At 45.8% G+C, this 13745-nt stretch carries 12 protein-coding genes; 9 read left to right on the top strand and 3 right to left on the bottom strand.

Going from position 1 to position 13745, the window contains the following annotated elements:
- Positions 1-11: 11 nt before the first annotated feature.
- Both GON05_RS12740 and GON05_RS12735 read right to left on the bottom strand, forming a co-directional pair.
- On the bottom strand, positions 12-1052 hold the full coding sequence (locus GON05_RS12740) for a LacI family DNA-binding transcriptional regulator (protein ID WP_309491832.1): 1041 nt from the start codon (positions 1050-1052) through the stop codon (positions 12-14).
- Between the two features lie 62 nt (positions 1053-1114).
- The gene (locus GON05_RS12735) at positions 1115-2053 is read right to left on the bottom strand and encodes a nucleoside hydrolase (protein WP_157319500.1); all 939 of its coding nucleotides are present in this window, start codon (positions 2051-2053) and stop codon (positions 1115-1117) included.
- A 311-nt stretch (positions 2054-2364) separates the two neighbouring features.
- Here GON05_RS12735 and GON05_RS12730 point away from each other — a divergent pair, with 311 nt between their 5' ends.
- The 8 genes from GON05_RS12730 to GON05_RS12695 all read left to right on the top strand — a co-directional run bounded on the left by GON05_RS12730 (position 2365) and on the right by GON05_RS12695 (position 12318).
- Positions 2365-3321: an ABC transporter permease gene (locus tag GON05_RS12730; RefSeq protein WP_246239077.1), complete on the top strand. Its 957-nt coding sequence runs from the start codon at positions 2365-2367 to the stop codon at positions 3319-3321.
- On the top strand, positions 3321-4244 hold the full coding sequence (locus tag GON05_RS12725; RefSeq protein ID WP_157319499.1) for a carbohydrate ABC transporter permease: 924 nt from the start codon (positions 3321-3323) through the stop codon (positions 4242-4244). Before GON05_RS12730 ends, GON05_RS12725 begins: the two co-directional genes overlap by 1 nt.
- Before the next feature lie 86 nt (positions 4245-4330).
- Positions 4331-5839 (top strand): extracellular solute-binding protein, encoded by a 1509-nt coding sequence (locus tag GON05_RS12720; RefSeq protein ID WP_157319498.1) that lies wholly within the window; start codon positions 4331-4333, stop codon positions 5837-5839.
- An 11-nt stretch (positions 5840-5850) separates the two neighbouring features.
- The gene (locus GON05_RS12715) at positions 5851-8307 is read left to right on the top strand and encodes a GH116 family glycosyl-hydrolase (protein ID WP_157319497.1); all 2457 of its coding nucleotides are present in this window, start codon (positions 5851-5853) and stop codon (positions 8305-8307) included.
- A 174-nt stretch (positions 8308-8481) separates the two neighbouring features.
- Positions 8482-9549, top strand: a complete 1068-nt coding sequence (locus tag GON05_RS12710; protein ID WP_157319496.1) for an ADP-ribosylglycohydrolase family protein — start codon at positions 8482-8484, stop codon at positions 9547-9549.
- 40 nt (positions 9550-9589) lie between these two features.
- Positions 9590-10705, top strand: coding sequence for an ADP-ribosylglycohydrolase family protein (locus GON05_RS12705; RefSeq protein WP_157319495.1), 1116 nt, complete (start codon positions 9590-9592; stop codon positions 10703-10705).
- Between the two features lie 15 nt (positions 10706-10720).
- Complete coding sequence (locus GON05_RS12700; RefSeq protein ID WP_157319494.1) at positions 10721-11806, top strand: Gfo/Idh/MocA family protein; 1086 nt, start codon at positions 10721-10723, stop codon at positions 11804-11806.
- A gap of 41 nt (positions 11807-11847) precedes the next feature.
- The gene (locus tag GON05_RS12695) at positions 11848-12318 is read left to right on the top strand and encodes an RpiB/LacA/LacB family sugar-phosphate isomerase (protein WP_157319493.1); all 471 of its coding nucleotides are present in this window, start codon (positions 11848-11850) and stop codon (positions 12316-12318) included.
- A 46-nt stretch (positions 12319-12364) separates the two neighbouring features.
- Here the strand turns inward: GON05_RS12695 and GON05_RS12690 are convergent, their stop codons facing one another.
- Positions 12365-13081, bottom strand: a complete 717-nt coding sequence (locus tag GON05_RS12690; protein WP_127457576.1) for a response regulator transcription factor — start codon at positions 13079-13081, stop codon at positions 12365-12367.
- A gap of 144 nt (positions 13082-13225) precedes the next feature.
- Between GON05_RS12690 and trmL the strand changes: the two genes are divergently transcribed.
- A complete protein-coding gene (trmL, locus tag GON05_RS12685; protein ID WP_157319747.1) occupies positions 13226-13690 on the top strand; it encodes a tRNA (uridine(34)/cytosine(34)/5-carboxymethylaminomethyluridine(34)-2'-O)-methyltransferase TrmL in 465 nt (154 codons plus the stop codon).
- Positions 13691-13745: the final 55 nt, after the last annotated feature.

Raw genomic sequence — 13745 nt, 5'->3', positions numbered from 1 at the left:
GAGTTTTTTCATCAGTGTTCTTTTACTGCCAAGACAGATGGCTGAACATATCTTGCCGTACTCCCCCGAATGATCAGCTCGGGTTTTTTCGGTCTTTCAAGAGCCACTGGCCTGCCTTCAATTCGTTGCAACAGCAGATCGACCAGCTTGTCGCTGGACCATGTAATGTCATAGCTGACATTCGTTAAATTCGGCCGATGATGCCGGAAAAATTCCGATGGACCGAAACCGATGACAGACACATCCTGCGGAATACGGTAACCATAATCGTAAAAATAATTTAAAGCGGCCACCGTCGTTGTTTCGTTAGAAATCATCAGGGCCGAGGGCTTTTGCGTTTGGAACAATTGGTGGATTAAATTGTAGCTCTCTTCCATCTGACCGGGAATGGTGACGATCATTTCCGGTTTGAACGCGATGCCGTATTCGTCGAGTGCCTTTTTGAAACCAAGCACGCGATCTTCATTGAAAGGCATAATAGTCCCTTTTACAATACCAAGAATAAAGCGAATATCCGTATGGTTCAAATCTAGCAAGTATTTAGCCGCCATATATCCACCCTCAACATCATCCGAGGAGATATAGTAACTATCTTCGGGATTATTGGAATATTTCATATTGAACACATAGGGAATGCCGGCTTCCTCAAGCAGGGAGGTCAAGGACTCATTGATAGACGGACTTAATATGATAAATCCATCGGCTACCTGATTTTTGATTACTTCAAAGTAGGAGTTGGGTTCAGCATCGGTTGAAGTGATAATGAGCATGTTATATCCTTCGTTGTGCGCTTTGGCGGTTAGCGCTTTAAACCTTGCTTGGAATCCGGCATTTAAGACGAGTTCGCTAATATGCTGCGTACTAATCACGAGTCCTAGGATATGGCTTTTGCCGGATTTGAACACGCGAGCCGTTTTGTTTGGAATGTAGCAGAGGCTCTTGGCGGCTTCCAGCACCCGCTGCCTTGTGCAAGGTTTAACGAGGCTGGAAGCATTCATAACTCTGGATACGGTGGAGGGAGTTACGTTTGCTTTTTCGGCAACGTCAAGAATGGTTGGCTTTTTGATGGGACTTCCCTCCTAAACATAGTAACGATAACTGACACCGTGACGATTTAGTTAGGCAGCTCCCGTAGTTTGGCAAACAGGTCCATATACACTAGACTCCGATCAATATCTATCGCTTCTTTATAAAAGTGACGAGAATCATCGAATGAATATGTAAATCCGGGATTGAGAACTGGAGTCCGCCTTACCATAGAAGGCACCCATTGCTCGTTAAGCACCCAGGCTATAGCTGCAACATCCCAGAGCACCTTGGACCATCCCATCTTATTTTGTCCAAACCGGGTAAATCGACCGTGGAACATATCGCTGAAGTAGGTGCCAAGCTTATTTTGCCCACGCAAACAGGCATCAATTTCATATGGCGTAGTCAGCAAATGGGACGCTACCCCATGACATGGGAGTACGACTAAAGGCACGCCGCTGTCAAAAATAAGCGAAGAGGCCTGATAGTCTTGCGACACATTAAAGATTTTCTGAGTGGGCCACCAGTAGGCATTCGGACCAAGCCACACGACGACCATATTGTGAATGATTTCAGGACATTTTGCGATAGCTGATGCTACATTCGTAATGGCGCCAATGGCAACCACATACAGCGGTTCGTTGGATGAAAGAGCCAGGTCAATGATTTTATCTGCAGCTTCGCTCGGCACTGGCTCCGTATGACTGGTCATGTATTGCGATGAACCCTTATAGACCGGAGGAGCATTCTTCACATCCATCAACTGCATAATATTCAGGATTTCCTTATAGCTTTTCTCCATGCCGTCTGCCGGGCTGACCGAGTTCCAATTGAAGAAAGGTGCGGCTGTAACGGCCAGTAAATCAATTTTTTCCGGGGAAAGCAGCGCATAAGCTAAAGCAAATTGATCGTCAACTTCGTTAAATGTGTCGGTATCCAATACCATGCGAACTCGGCCTTCCGGAAATGTAAGTCTTTGCAGCATGGTGCTGTCATCCAGTTTGGGCCACGTAGATTTAGTCATTTTGTGCCACCCTTCCAATCGTTAACAGGATTTTGAAATGATAAGTTGTATTATAGGTGAATTAGTTGAATTTATGGAATATTCAATTATCTAACAGGTGTCAATTTTATAAATGCACATTTGTTTCATAATTGCACAATCTGAGATGTTAACTGTGTATTTACTACCGGATAAGGAGAGGGCTATGATAGAGGTATCAAACGGGAAGGGCTGAATGGAGTGAAGCGATAGTCGGATAAATATAGTTATTGTTTGAATATTCAGAAATTTAAATGTTGCCAATTACTGTACATAGATTGCGAGGTGTTCATATGAGTGAAAATTCAGGTTCGCAGACTGTGAGGTTGGTAAGATCCACTCGTCAACCACTGGCGCTGACCAGATTGCTTAAAAATCTAGTCCGTTATAAGTATTTCTATATGATGTTAATCCCCGGTCTTCTGTACATCGCCATTTTTCATTATGCACCGATGTTCGGTTTGGTCATTGCCTTTCAGGATTATCAAATTTTTAATGGGGTTTGGGGCAGTAAATTTGTGGGCTTCGATAATTTCATGTATTTATTTCAAGCCCCTCAGTTTATCACAGCTATGAAAAATACGTTTATTATCAGCGCATATAAAATAATCTTAGGTTTTCCTGTTCCGATTTTGCTAGCGCTACTAATCAATGAAGTTCGTATTTTGATCTTTAAGCGCAGTATCCAGACCATTCTATATCTGCCTCACTTTTTATCGTGGATTGTTATGTCTGGTTTAATGTTTAACTTCTTATCCGATCAAGGACCGATTAACAAACTCATTAAGATGACGGGTGAGAAGGCCATTTACTTCTTCAGCGATGAGGTTTATTTCAGAAGCATATTGGTTATATCCGACATTTGGAAGGAGATGGGTTGGAACGCCATTATTTACTTGGCGGCACTGACCGTTGTATCGCAAGATTTGTATGAGGCGGCCAAGATGGATGGTGCTACACGGTTTCAGTGTATGATGAAGATTTCGCTTCCTAGTATTATGCCTATTATTATGATCATGCTGCTGCTGCGAATGGGAAGTGTGCTTAATGTAGGATTCGAGCAAGTATTTAACTTGTACAACCCGATGCTTTATGGGGTAGGCGATATTATCGATACTTATGTTTACCGAATCGGAGTTCTGGAAAATAAATTCCATATTTCTGCTGCTGCTGGCATGTTCAAATCCGTTATTGCGTGCATCATGGTCGTTACCACCTACTATTTCCTAGAAAAAGTGGAGGATAAATGATGAAGCCGATACTTTCGCATACCGTCAGACCACGCCGCCGTGTTTTTGGACTCAATGCTGACAGCGCTTTCGGAGTCATTAACCTGCTGATTCTTTCTGTTATAACTTTGGCGACATTGCTTCCAGTAATCACCGTTCTGCTAAGTTCAATAACACCGATGAGTGATGTAATCAATCAACCCAATGCATTTATCGTTTTACCGACTAGCCTTACATTTGAGTATTATGCTTGGTTATTTCGAGGCAGCTCCAAGATTATCGATGCGTATACAATTACTATTCTAAGAACGCTGATTGGTACAACGGTCAGCCTTGTCATCACCATTCTTACAGCGTATCCGCTTTCAAAGAAGTTTTTGCCGGGGCGCGGTGGCATTATGGGAATCTTTTTCTTCACCATGTTGTTTTCCGGTGGAATGATTCCAACTTTCCTGGTCGTTAACAGCTTGTATTTGACAAATACGTTTTGGGCAATGATTATTCCCAGCGCGTTAAGCGTGTACAATTTGATCATCATGCGGACATTTTTCCAAACTATCCCGGTCGAATTGGAGGAGTCAGCGATTATCGATGGCGCGTCGGAAATGACTACGTTGCTGAAAGTTATTTTGCCCGTCATGCTACCTTCCCTGGCTACGATAAGCTTGTTTTACGCAGTGGCTCACTGGAACTCATTTTTCGACGCAGTATTGTATATCACCGATCGGCAGTTATGGCCGCTGCAGCTGCTTTTACGCGAAATTTTAGTCGCGAATGATATCGGCGGACTCGCCCTCGGCGGCTCGTTGTCTGACAACAGACCGCCTGCATCGGTGCTTATTAATTCCACTATCGTAGTGGCGGTGCTGCCGATCATGTGCGTCTATCCGTTCTTGCAGCGCTATTTTGTGCAGGGTATGATGGTCGGCTCTATTAAAGGATAAGCCATGGATAACAGTTTCCCAAGCAGCGGCAAGCCCCGCCATTCGGCAGGTTTGTAATACAACAAATCAATGGGAGGTTATGTAAAATGAACGGAAAGCAGAAAGTCAGCTTAGGTCTATCCGCCGCATTGCTTCTATCACTGGTTACCGCTTGTACCAAAAACGATGCATCGCCACCGGCACAAGTTTCAAACGCTGATGCAGGCCCTATTAAACTACTATATACAAAGGGCGGTTTTGAAAAGGCACCAGACAACAATCCCATCAAAGATACGATTGAAAAAACCACTGGCGTGAAATTTGAACAAATTTCCCCGCCTTCAGCGAACTATGCGGATCAGGTACCCGTCATTATGGCTTCTAAAGATAAACCGGACGTTGCCATGATGCCAACGAGTCAAGCGGTTTTTGACTATGCGAAGCAGGGCGCATTGCTAGATTTGAAGCCATATCTGAGCCTGATGCCGGATATTCAGAAGAATATTCCGAAGGAAGCGTTAGATTATTTTACGGTAGATGGTAAATTGTGGGCGATTCCGCTTTGGCTTCATCCGCAGCGCTACAATTTCGTTATTCGTGGAGATTGGTTAAAAAAAGTTAATCTGCCTGTACCAAAAACACTTGATGAGCTGCACAATGTGCTGGTTGCTTTTGTAGAGAAAGATCCAGACGGCAACGGCGTGAAAGACACCTATGGCATTAGCGGCCTTGGACTCGATTCACTCGATGGCATTTTCGGAGCATTTGGCGTTATAGCTGGTGATGCACCTTGGGTAAGCACAGCGAAAGCGAGCGTCTATTTCGTGGAAAAGGACGGCAAGCTAATTCCCCAAACAACACGCCCGGAAGCGAAGGAAGCTCTGCAGGTGTTAGCAAACTGGTACAAAGAAGGACTTATTGATCCAGAAATGTTTACGAACAGTTCGGCTGTGAGAGACGAGAAATTTGTTAAAAATCGTTATGGTGTATCAGCTAACTGGTGGACTTGGGAATCGAATATGGAAAACACGATGAAGAAAACCGACCCGAATGTCGAGCTGCTTCGCATCGCTCCGCCGATAGGACCTCGAGGTGAGTCTGGCTTACGCGGTGCAGGGATGGTTGCCCGTGGTGTGGTCGTGTTGAAGGATACGAAACACCCTTCCGCTGCGGTCAAGTTTATGAACTATTTTAATACCGAAGAAGGCGGTTTTACGACGTATACCGGTCTTGAAGGCGTGCAATGGGAGAAGAAGGACGGCAAAATCTACACCACAGAGCAATGGAATAAAGACAGCAAGTGGATTCAATGGTACTCCTTATTTGAAAATGAAGCTCCTTTGTTAAAGGTAGAAACTTATGCGGTTCAATCCCGTCGAGATGCTTTCAACTGGAAAGTTATTACGAATGCTGCTGATATGATGAACTCACAGGCAGAATTGAAATACCAAGCCGACTTACGCGGATTGACAGCTGACTACTACGCTCGGTTCATTACCGGTAAAACACCTTTGTCTGATTTCGATAAATATGTGGATGAATTCAACAAACGAGGCGGTAAAGAGTGGACAGATGAAGTTAACAAAATTTATCAAGAGAAAAAAGCGAAAAAATAGGAGCAGAAAACATGGTGTTATCCCATAAGAAGGTATCACATGTCCGATCAGCCAGATCATTCACTGATGAAGCGACGGAGGCGGCATTCCTGTTAGGGGGAATTGGTACTGGCAACGTATCGCTTGGCAGCCGGGGTGAATTCAGAGATTGGGAGCTCTTCAATCACCCCGATAAGGGGCTTCATTTTCCTAATTCCTATTTTGCGATATGGGCTAAGGAAGAGGGCGAGCCTTCCATCGCTAAGGTGCTGCAGTCGCAATTCAAACCGCCGCACAGCAAACCGCACGGATATTCCCCGTATGCCGGAGGCGGGCTTCCGAGAATGGAGGCATCTCGCATGTCAGGCGAGTATCCGATCTGCCGAATCGTGTTCGAGGATTCTGAATTGCCGGTGCAGGTCGAACTGGAGGCTTATACGCCCTTCATTCCTTTGAATGCGGATGACTCCGGTATCCCTGGGGCGATTATGACCTACTGGGTAAAAAATATATCGGAACATCCTGTAGATGTGACCGTGGCGGGCTCGCTAATTAATCCTATAGGCGGGATTAGCTTTAACGCTTTCGGCAGTATGGAACTGCCTACCACAGGCCGAAATGTTAATGACTTTGTACAGAAAGATGGAATTAGCGGTCTTTTTTTTCACTCCCATAAGCATGCTGACACCGATCTGCTTTACGGCGACATGTCACTTGTCACAACGAATCCAAATGTTACGAGCAAGCGGGTTTGGCTGCGAGGCGCCCATTTTGATTATCTTCAGGAATTTTGGGATGATTTCGCAGAAGATGGCCGACTGAACGATCTTGGTTATGAGACACCTTCCGACGATCGCAAAACGGATACTGGTTCTTTAGGCATCTTTGAAACGTTGGCTCCAGGAGAAACGAAGCAGTTCCAGTTTATCTTGAGCTGGTATTTCCCGAATCGTATAAATGGCTGGAGCGAGCAGTTCCGTGTCAGAGCAGAAGGTAGAGAAATCACCCGAAATTATTATGCTACTCGGTTTGACAGTTCATGGTCGGCAGCAGCTTACATCATGCAGCATTTTGAAAGATTGGAAAGGGAAACGTATCTATTCCAAGACGCTTTATTTAACAGTACATTGCCTGATTACGTACTTGACGCGATGTCCGCGAATATTACCGTTCTTCGCAGTACAACCTGCTTCTGGCTGAAAAACGGCAAGTTTTTTGGTTTTGAGGGCAGCTTGAATCACTTGGGTAGTTGTGAAGGAACTTGTACGCATGTATGGAATTATGCACAAACTGCCGCATTTTTGTTTCCAGCGTTGGAGCGCAGCATGAGGCAAACGGAGTTTTTGCTGGAAATGCACGAAGACGGCAAAATGAACTACCGTGCTACGAAAGTGTTCGAATCAGAGTTCGTATGGCCAGGCAATCTCATAGCGCCGGGCGCTGCGGATGGTCAGATGGGCGCCATTATGCGGGTGTTTAGGGAATGGAAGCTTAGCGGAGACGAGGAATTCGTTAAGGAACTGTGGCCTTCCGTTCAGAAAGCCTTACAATACGGCTTGGAACACTGGGATACAGACGGCGATTATGTACTGGATGGGCAGCAGCATAACACATATGATATTGATTTCCATGGCCCTAACCCGCTGACTGGAACGATGTTCTTAGGAGCTTTACGGGCGGCGGAGGAAATAGCAGCCTATCTCGGTGAAGGTGACAAAGCAAGGGGATATCGGGACATCTATGAAAAAAGCCTCATCCGGCTCGAGGAATTAATGTGGAATGGCGAGTACTACGTACAAATGGTAGAGGATGTAGATCAATATAAGCACCAGCTTGGTTTAGGGTGCCTGTCTGATCAGTTGCTGGGACAACAATTTGCTCATTTGTATGGGCTTGGGTATTTACTTCCACCAGATAAGGTGAAGAGTGCCTTGAGTGCAGTGTTTAAACATAATTTTAGAGACAGTTTTAACAAGCATGCCAACTGCCAGCGTGTCTATGCGCTTAACGACGAACAAGGTATGCTGCTTTGCTCCTGGCCGCAAGGCGGTCGTCCGAAGCTGCCATTTGTGTACTCAGATGAAGTTTGGACCGGCATTGAATACCAGGTAGCCACACATCTGATTTACGAAGGTTTTCTTGAAGAGGGCCTGAAGCTTGTCAAAACAGTTCGGAATCGGCACGATGGGATCCGGCGTAATCCATGGAACGAGGTGGAATGCGGTCATCATTATGTCCGCTCCATGGCCAGCTGGGGCCTGCTTATCGCGTTAAGCGGGTTCAGATATGACATGGTTCAGGGCACAATGGCATTTGCTCCCACCATCGATGCAGACAGGTTCGCCTCATTTTGGAGCACAGGCAAGGCATGGGGGACGTATTCTCAACGGATGAATCAGGCTGGGGATTACGAAGTAGAAATCAAGGTGCTCTATGGTGATATGACAGGAGTTCGTGTAATGGCTTGCGGTAAGGAATACATTCTCTAATTTCTCCGTGTCTTTAAAAATGGCAACGATACCATTTGGGGATTTGAGCGGGATGAATGCTTGAAAGGGGTGATGGGTACTCGTTTATTTGTCCCGTTTTAAGAGAAGGCGAAACATCATGTTGATCTATTTATTAGTAAATAATCCATAGAACAATTGAGGAGAGAACAATCTATGAGTGAAAAAGTGAGCTTAAAAGACAAATTTTACGGTTGTATAGCTGGTGTTCATATTGGGTCCGCGATGGGTGCGCCTGTAGAGGGCTGGGATTTTGAGCGAACGGAAGAAACGTATGGCATCCTGGATAAATTGGTATCTTACGAGCACTTCAATAATGGCTGGGTGCGTGAGGCGGGCACGACGGAGGACGGTGTCGAGAGACAGAAACTGATGATCTCCGCCATTATTGAGAAACAGGATCGAGTTACGGCAGAGGAAGTCCGCAGACAGTGGATAGCGAAAATTAAGCCGGAGTCAGCAGGCATGATCTCGGAGCCATTCGAAGCTGTACTGCTAGCGATGGCAAAAAGCGGTATTCCAGCCAGGGATATCGGTAAATATTGCGATTACGCCGGACTGAACAGTTTCTCACGTTCCTGCCATCCGATTGGACTCATTAACGCCGGTGACGTGGAAAATGCCATTAACGATGTGAACGAAGTCGGACAGCTGTATCAAACATCCAATGGACGAGGGTTAAAATGGGCGGCTGTAACGGCAACAGCGATTGCAACCGCTACGAAAACCAATGCAACCGTAGATAGCGTAATTGGAGCGATCTATAACTATTGTGACCCCGATGTTGTTGTAAAGGAAATTGACCGTGAGCTTAAACGAACTCAGAACATTACGGATATTCGCGAACTGCGCAATATCTTGTATCAGTCTTACAGCATTAGAGGGATTCCATATGAGGTAAGTTATGCGAACGAAGTTGTAACCAAAGCGATATGCATATTCAGAATGGTCAATGCCAACGTCAAGGATGCTTTGATTACCGCTGTTAATATGGGCCGTGATACGGACTGCGTTACAGCGGTTGCTGCTGGGATTTCTGGTGCGTTGAGCGGAACGAGTTCCATTCCTGAGGAATGGATTAAACAAGTTGATTACGCAACTTCGCTGCACGTTGTAAGTAATTCGCACAGAACGATGAAAGAACATTCGGAAGGATTGTACCAGGCTTATCACTCAAGACTACTGAAGCTGAAAGCGTATTCGGAACAAATGTCTGCAATTTAACTAATGCGCATAATCTAACTATGTGAGGAGAGTTCTTTCAATGAGCGAAACTATTAGTTTGAAGGAAAAATTTTATGGTTGTATCGCGGGAACTTATGTGGGTGCTGCCATGGGCGCTCCTGTCGAGGGATTGAGCCATCAAGAGATTGAAGCGAAATACGGTGTTTTGAATACATTTTTGCCCTATGAGCGCAATAACAACGGTTGGATACGTGAGGCAGGCACAACAGAAGACGGAGTGGAAAGACAAAAGCTTATGACGACAGCCATCCTTGCCAAGCAAGATCGTGTAAATGCGGAAGATATCCGCTCCATCTGGGTGAAGGACATTAAGCAGGACGCAGGCGGAATGATCACGGAACCGTTTGAAAATACGCTGCTGGCGGTTGCCAAAAGCGGTATTCCTGCGCGGGATATCGGCAAGTATTGCGATTATGCGGGATTAAGCAGTGCGTCTGGCTCCTGCCAGCCGATCGGTTTAATTAACGCCGGCGATGTTCGCAATGCGGTTGCGGATGCCTTTGAAATCGGACAGCTGTACCAGACGTCCAAAAGCTACGCTGTCCGCTGGGCAGGCGTTTCCGCCGCAGCGATTGCTTCGGCTACCAAACCAGGTGCAACCGTAGATAGCGTCATTGGCGACATTTTCAGATATTGCGATTATACCGATCTTGCGCTCAAAATTGACGGCAACAAGTACGGCTACCTTCGCGATAATGTCATACAGGAGCTGGACTCCGGCTTGAAACGTACTGCACACTGCAAGGACTTCGGCGAATTGAGAGAGGCCTTTGACAAAATTTATTACGGTTGTGGAGTTCCCTACTGCAATAGCTTTGCGAACGAAGCATTAACAAAGGCGATCTGCATTCTAAGATTAGTAAATGGAAACGCGTATGAAGCTATCCTTGCCGGTGTAAATATGGGAAGAGATACAGGGGCTGTAGCTGCAATTGCTGGTGGACTGGCTGGCACGCTGAAAGGAGCGGGATCCATCTCCGCCGAATTGATTAAGCAGGTGGATTATGCAACAAGTTTGAATCCGTACACAAATAATCAAAGAACAATTCAGGAACAAGCGGATGGTTTGTATCGAGCCTTTCACGCAAGATTACAAAAAATTAATACATTTACGGAAACCATGTTGGCTGTTTAAAGGGGGAAAGTTTCATTGACCAGGTTAAAAATTGGCATTATCGGTCTTGGCGAGGTCGCCCAAATTATCCATTTTCCCGTATTGGAATCTTTGTCCGAGAGGTATGAAATCGCCGCCATCTGCGACATTTCACCTAAGCTATTAGAGGTTATCGGGGATAGGTATCACGTGCCGAACCGCTTTGTTGATGCTGCCGAAATGGCGAGCCTTCCAGAGTTGGATGCCGTTCTCATCTGCAACAGTGATGAATATCATGCGGATTGTGTAATTGCCGCTCTCCAGAACAAAAAGCATGTGTTAATCGAAAAACCGATGTGCTTAACCTTGCAAGAAGCCGATGACATCATTCGTGTCCGGGATGAGATGGGCGTGAAGGTGATGGTCGGTTATATGAGAAGGTACGCCCCGGCATTCGTGCAACTGGTTGAAGAAGTGAAGAAGCTAGATACAATCAACTATGTGAGGGTCCGTGATATTATTGGTGGAAATCATTTGTTTATCGACCAATCGAGTAAAGTCCATCGTTTTGATGATATCAGTGAGCATGCTAAGTCAGACCGCGCAGATCGGGCGGCCAAATTGGTAAAGGACGCCATTGGCGAAGCCCCCGCGGATTTGCGTTCAGCCTATCGTTTACTTTGCGGGCTAGGCAGCCATGATCTATCCGCGATGCGGGAAGTGATCGGATTCCCCAAAAGGGTGGTTTCCGCTAGGCAATGGAATAACGGCCGATTTATGAGCGCGATACTGGAATATGACGGATTTCATGTTACTTATGAAACGGGAATAGACAATATAAGACGGTTTGATGCGCACATCGAAGTTTACGGCAACAACAAATCGCTGAAAGTTCAGTACAATACACCGTACATGCGCCATCTTCCTACAACACTGCAGGTTAACGAAACCAATGGGGAAGCGTATAACGAAACGGTTGTTCGTCCTACCTTTAAGGATGCGTACACTTGTCAATTTGAATATTTTTACGAAGTAGTCGTGAATGATTTAACACCGAAAACAACGCCAGAGGATGCCAAAGAGGACTTGCGGCTATTCCAAATGTTGATCGAAGCTATGAGGGGAAATGAGCCAAACAGCTAGCTTTGTCGGCATCTCGCAAGGTATTAAGGGAGGGAAGGCATTTGAAGATTGCTTTGGGAAGCGATCATTGCGGTTATGAATTGAAGGTAGCTCTGAAGCCGCTATTTGCTAAACTGGGCGTTGAAGTTACCGACTTTGGTTGTCATTCGGTTGAGCCGGTTGATTTTCCAGATGTGGCCAGAACCGTGTGCAACGCCGTGCGGGGTGGGGAGTTTCAGCGGGGAATCATGGTTTGCGGTACAGGCGTAGGTGCCGCGATTGCAGCCAATAAGATTCCGGGCATTCGGGCTTCGGTATGCCATGATATCCATTCGGCGCATCAATGTGTGGAGCATGATGATGTAAATATCATGTGCCTAGGTGCGCAGATCATCGGGCCTTGGCTGGCAGAGGATTTAGTCCGTTCATTTTTGCAAGCCGAATTTCGGACAGATGAACATTTCCGGAGACGTGTAAATAAGCTTCATATTTTGGAGTTAGAAGGCGCCAGAGAATTAATGAACGGTAAATAAATAATCGCCGCCCCTGCTTCTTACGTGGGCGGCGATTTTGTCATTTTTAAGCTAACGATTCTTTCACGACAGGCTCAGTCAGTTTGTAACCAACATTGCGAATTGTCATGATATATTCCGGATTGCGGGCATTTTGTTCGATTTTATCGCGCAAATGGGAAATGTGCACATCAACGATTCGGGTATCGCCCAGGAAGTGATAGTCCCAGACGCCATGAAGCAGCTGTTGTCTGCTTAGCACTTTACCGCGGTGTTTGCATAGGAATAGCAGCAGTTCAAATTCTTTGGGTGTGAGTTCGATCGGTGCGCCGTTCATCGTAACTTCGCGTTGGTCAGCTTTGATTGAAATCTGGCCAATTGTAATCGGCGTGTTTTCGGATGCAGACGGCAACGTTTGAATCCGACGGTGAATCGCATGAATACGGGAAATGAGTTCTTGCGGCGAAAACGGCTTCGTCATGTAATCGTCGGCCCCGTTATCGAGCCCCGCAATTTTATCCGTAAGGTCCTGCATGGCTGTGAGCATAATAATCGGAACGAGGTTGTTCTGGTTTCTCAGTTTGCGGCATACTTGAAAGCCGTCCATTTTCGGCAGCATTAGGTCTAGAACAATGAGGTCAGGTCGAAAAGTTTGAATCGCATCAAATACAGCTTCACCATCGAATACGCAATATACTTCGAAGCCCACGAGCTTCAGGTTGAACTCTATAAGCATGGAGATTGAAGGTTCGTCATCGACAACGAGGATCTTTTTTTTCAGCATTTAGGTTGACTCCTTTTATCGAGAAGGATAACTCTATTATGAGGGGGCTCTATCATCGACATATTAAGATAAAGTTAACCCTGTGTAAAATTGCAATCCTTGGGCGCATATAATAGGATAGAGAATGAGGTGAATTTGACAGAGATGGCTTTTCATATTGTACTAGTAGAACCCGAAATTCCTGCAAATACAGGAAACATATCAAGGACATGCGCGGCAACAGGCACGCATCTCCATTTGGTCAGGCCGCTTGGCTTCCAGACAGATGACAAAACGCTGAAGCGCGCTGGCTTGGATTATTGGCACTCCGTAAAACTCGAGTATCACGATTCATTTGACGAAGTGCTGGAGATGTATAAAGGACATCGCTTCTTTTTTGCAACGACGAAGGCCAAAAAGCGTTACACAGAATTTACATTTCAGGATGGCGACTTTTTAGTTTTTGGCAAAGAGACGAAAGGCCTTCCGGAGGATCTTTTGCGTCAGCATCCGGAAACGCTGCTTCGACTTCCGATGTCGGATAACGTCCGGTCGCTCAATTTATCCAATTCGGTTGCCATTATACTCTATGAGGCATTGCGGCAGACCGGTTTTGAGGGGCTTGACTAGATTGGCCGGTTAGTAGGATGACAACGTTATTTAGGTCTGTGTCGACAAAATTGAC

Origin of the sequence: Paenibacillus anseongensis (assembly GCF_009757995.1) — a bacterium.
GTDB lineage: Bacteria > Bacillota > Bacilli > Paenibacillales > NBRC-103111 > Paenibacillus_E > Paenibacillus_E chondroitinus.
This window is presented reverse-complemented; position numbering and strand designations above follow the sequence as displayed.

What these genes read in the sequence shown, in the direction of transcription:
- trmL (WP_157319747.1), top strand. Translation starts at nt 13,226, where the DNA reads ATGGCTTTTCATATTGTACTAGTAGAACCCGAAATTCCTGCAAATACA.
- GON05_RS12735 (WP_157319500.1), bottom strand. Translation starts at nt 2,053, where the DNA reads ATGACTAAATCTACGTGGCCCAAACTGGATGACAGCACCATGCTGCAA.
- GON05_RS12730 (WP_246239077.1), top strand. Translation starts at nt 2,365, where the DNA reads ATGAGTGAAAATTCAGGTTCGCAGACTGTGAGGTTGGTAAGATCCACT.
- GON05_RS12720 (WP_157319498.1), top strand. Translation starts at nt 4,331, where the DNA reads ATGAACGGAAAGCAGAAAGTCAGCTTAGGTCTATCCGCCGCATTGCTT.
- GON05_RS12705 (WP_157319495.1), top strand. Translation starts at nt 9,590, where the DNA reads ATGAGCGAAACTATTAGTTTGAAGGAAAAATTTTATGGTTGTATCGCG.
- GON05_RS12715 (WP_157319497.1), top strand. Translation starts at nt 5,851, where the DNA reads ATGGTGTTATCCCATAAGAAGGTATCACATGTCCGATCAGCCAGATCA.
- GON05_RS12725 (WP_157319499.1), top strand. Translation starts at nt 3,321, where the DNA reads ATGAAGCCGATACTTTCGCATACCGTCAGACCACGCCGCCGTGTTTTT.
- GON05_RS12690 (WP_127457576.1), bottom strand. Translation starts at nt 13,081, where the DNA reads ATGCTGAAAAAAAAGATCCTCGTTGTCGATGACGAACCTTCAATCTCC.
- GON05_RS12710 (WP_157319496.1), top strand. Translation starts at nt 8,482, where the DNA reads ATGAGTGAAAAAGTGAGCTTAAAAGACAAATTTTACGGTTGTATAGCT.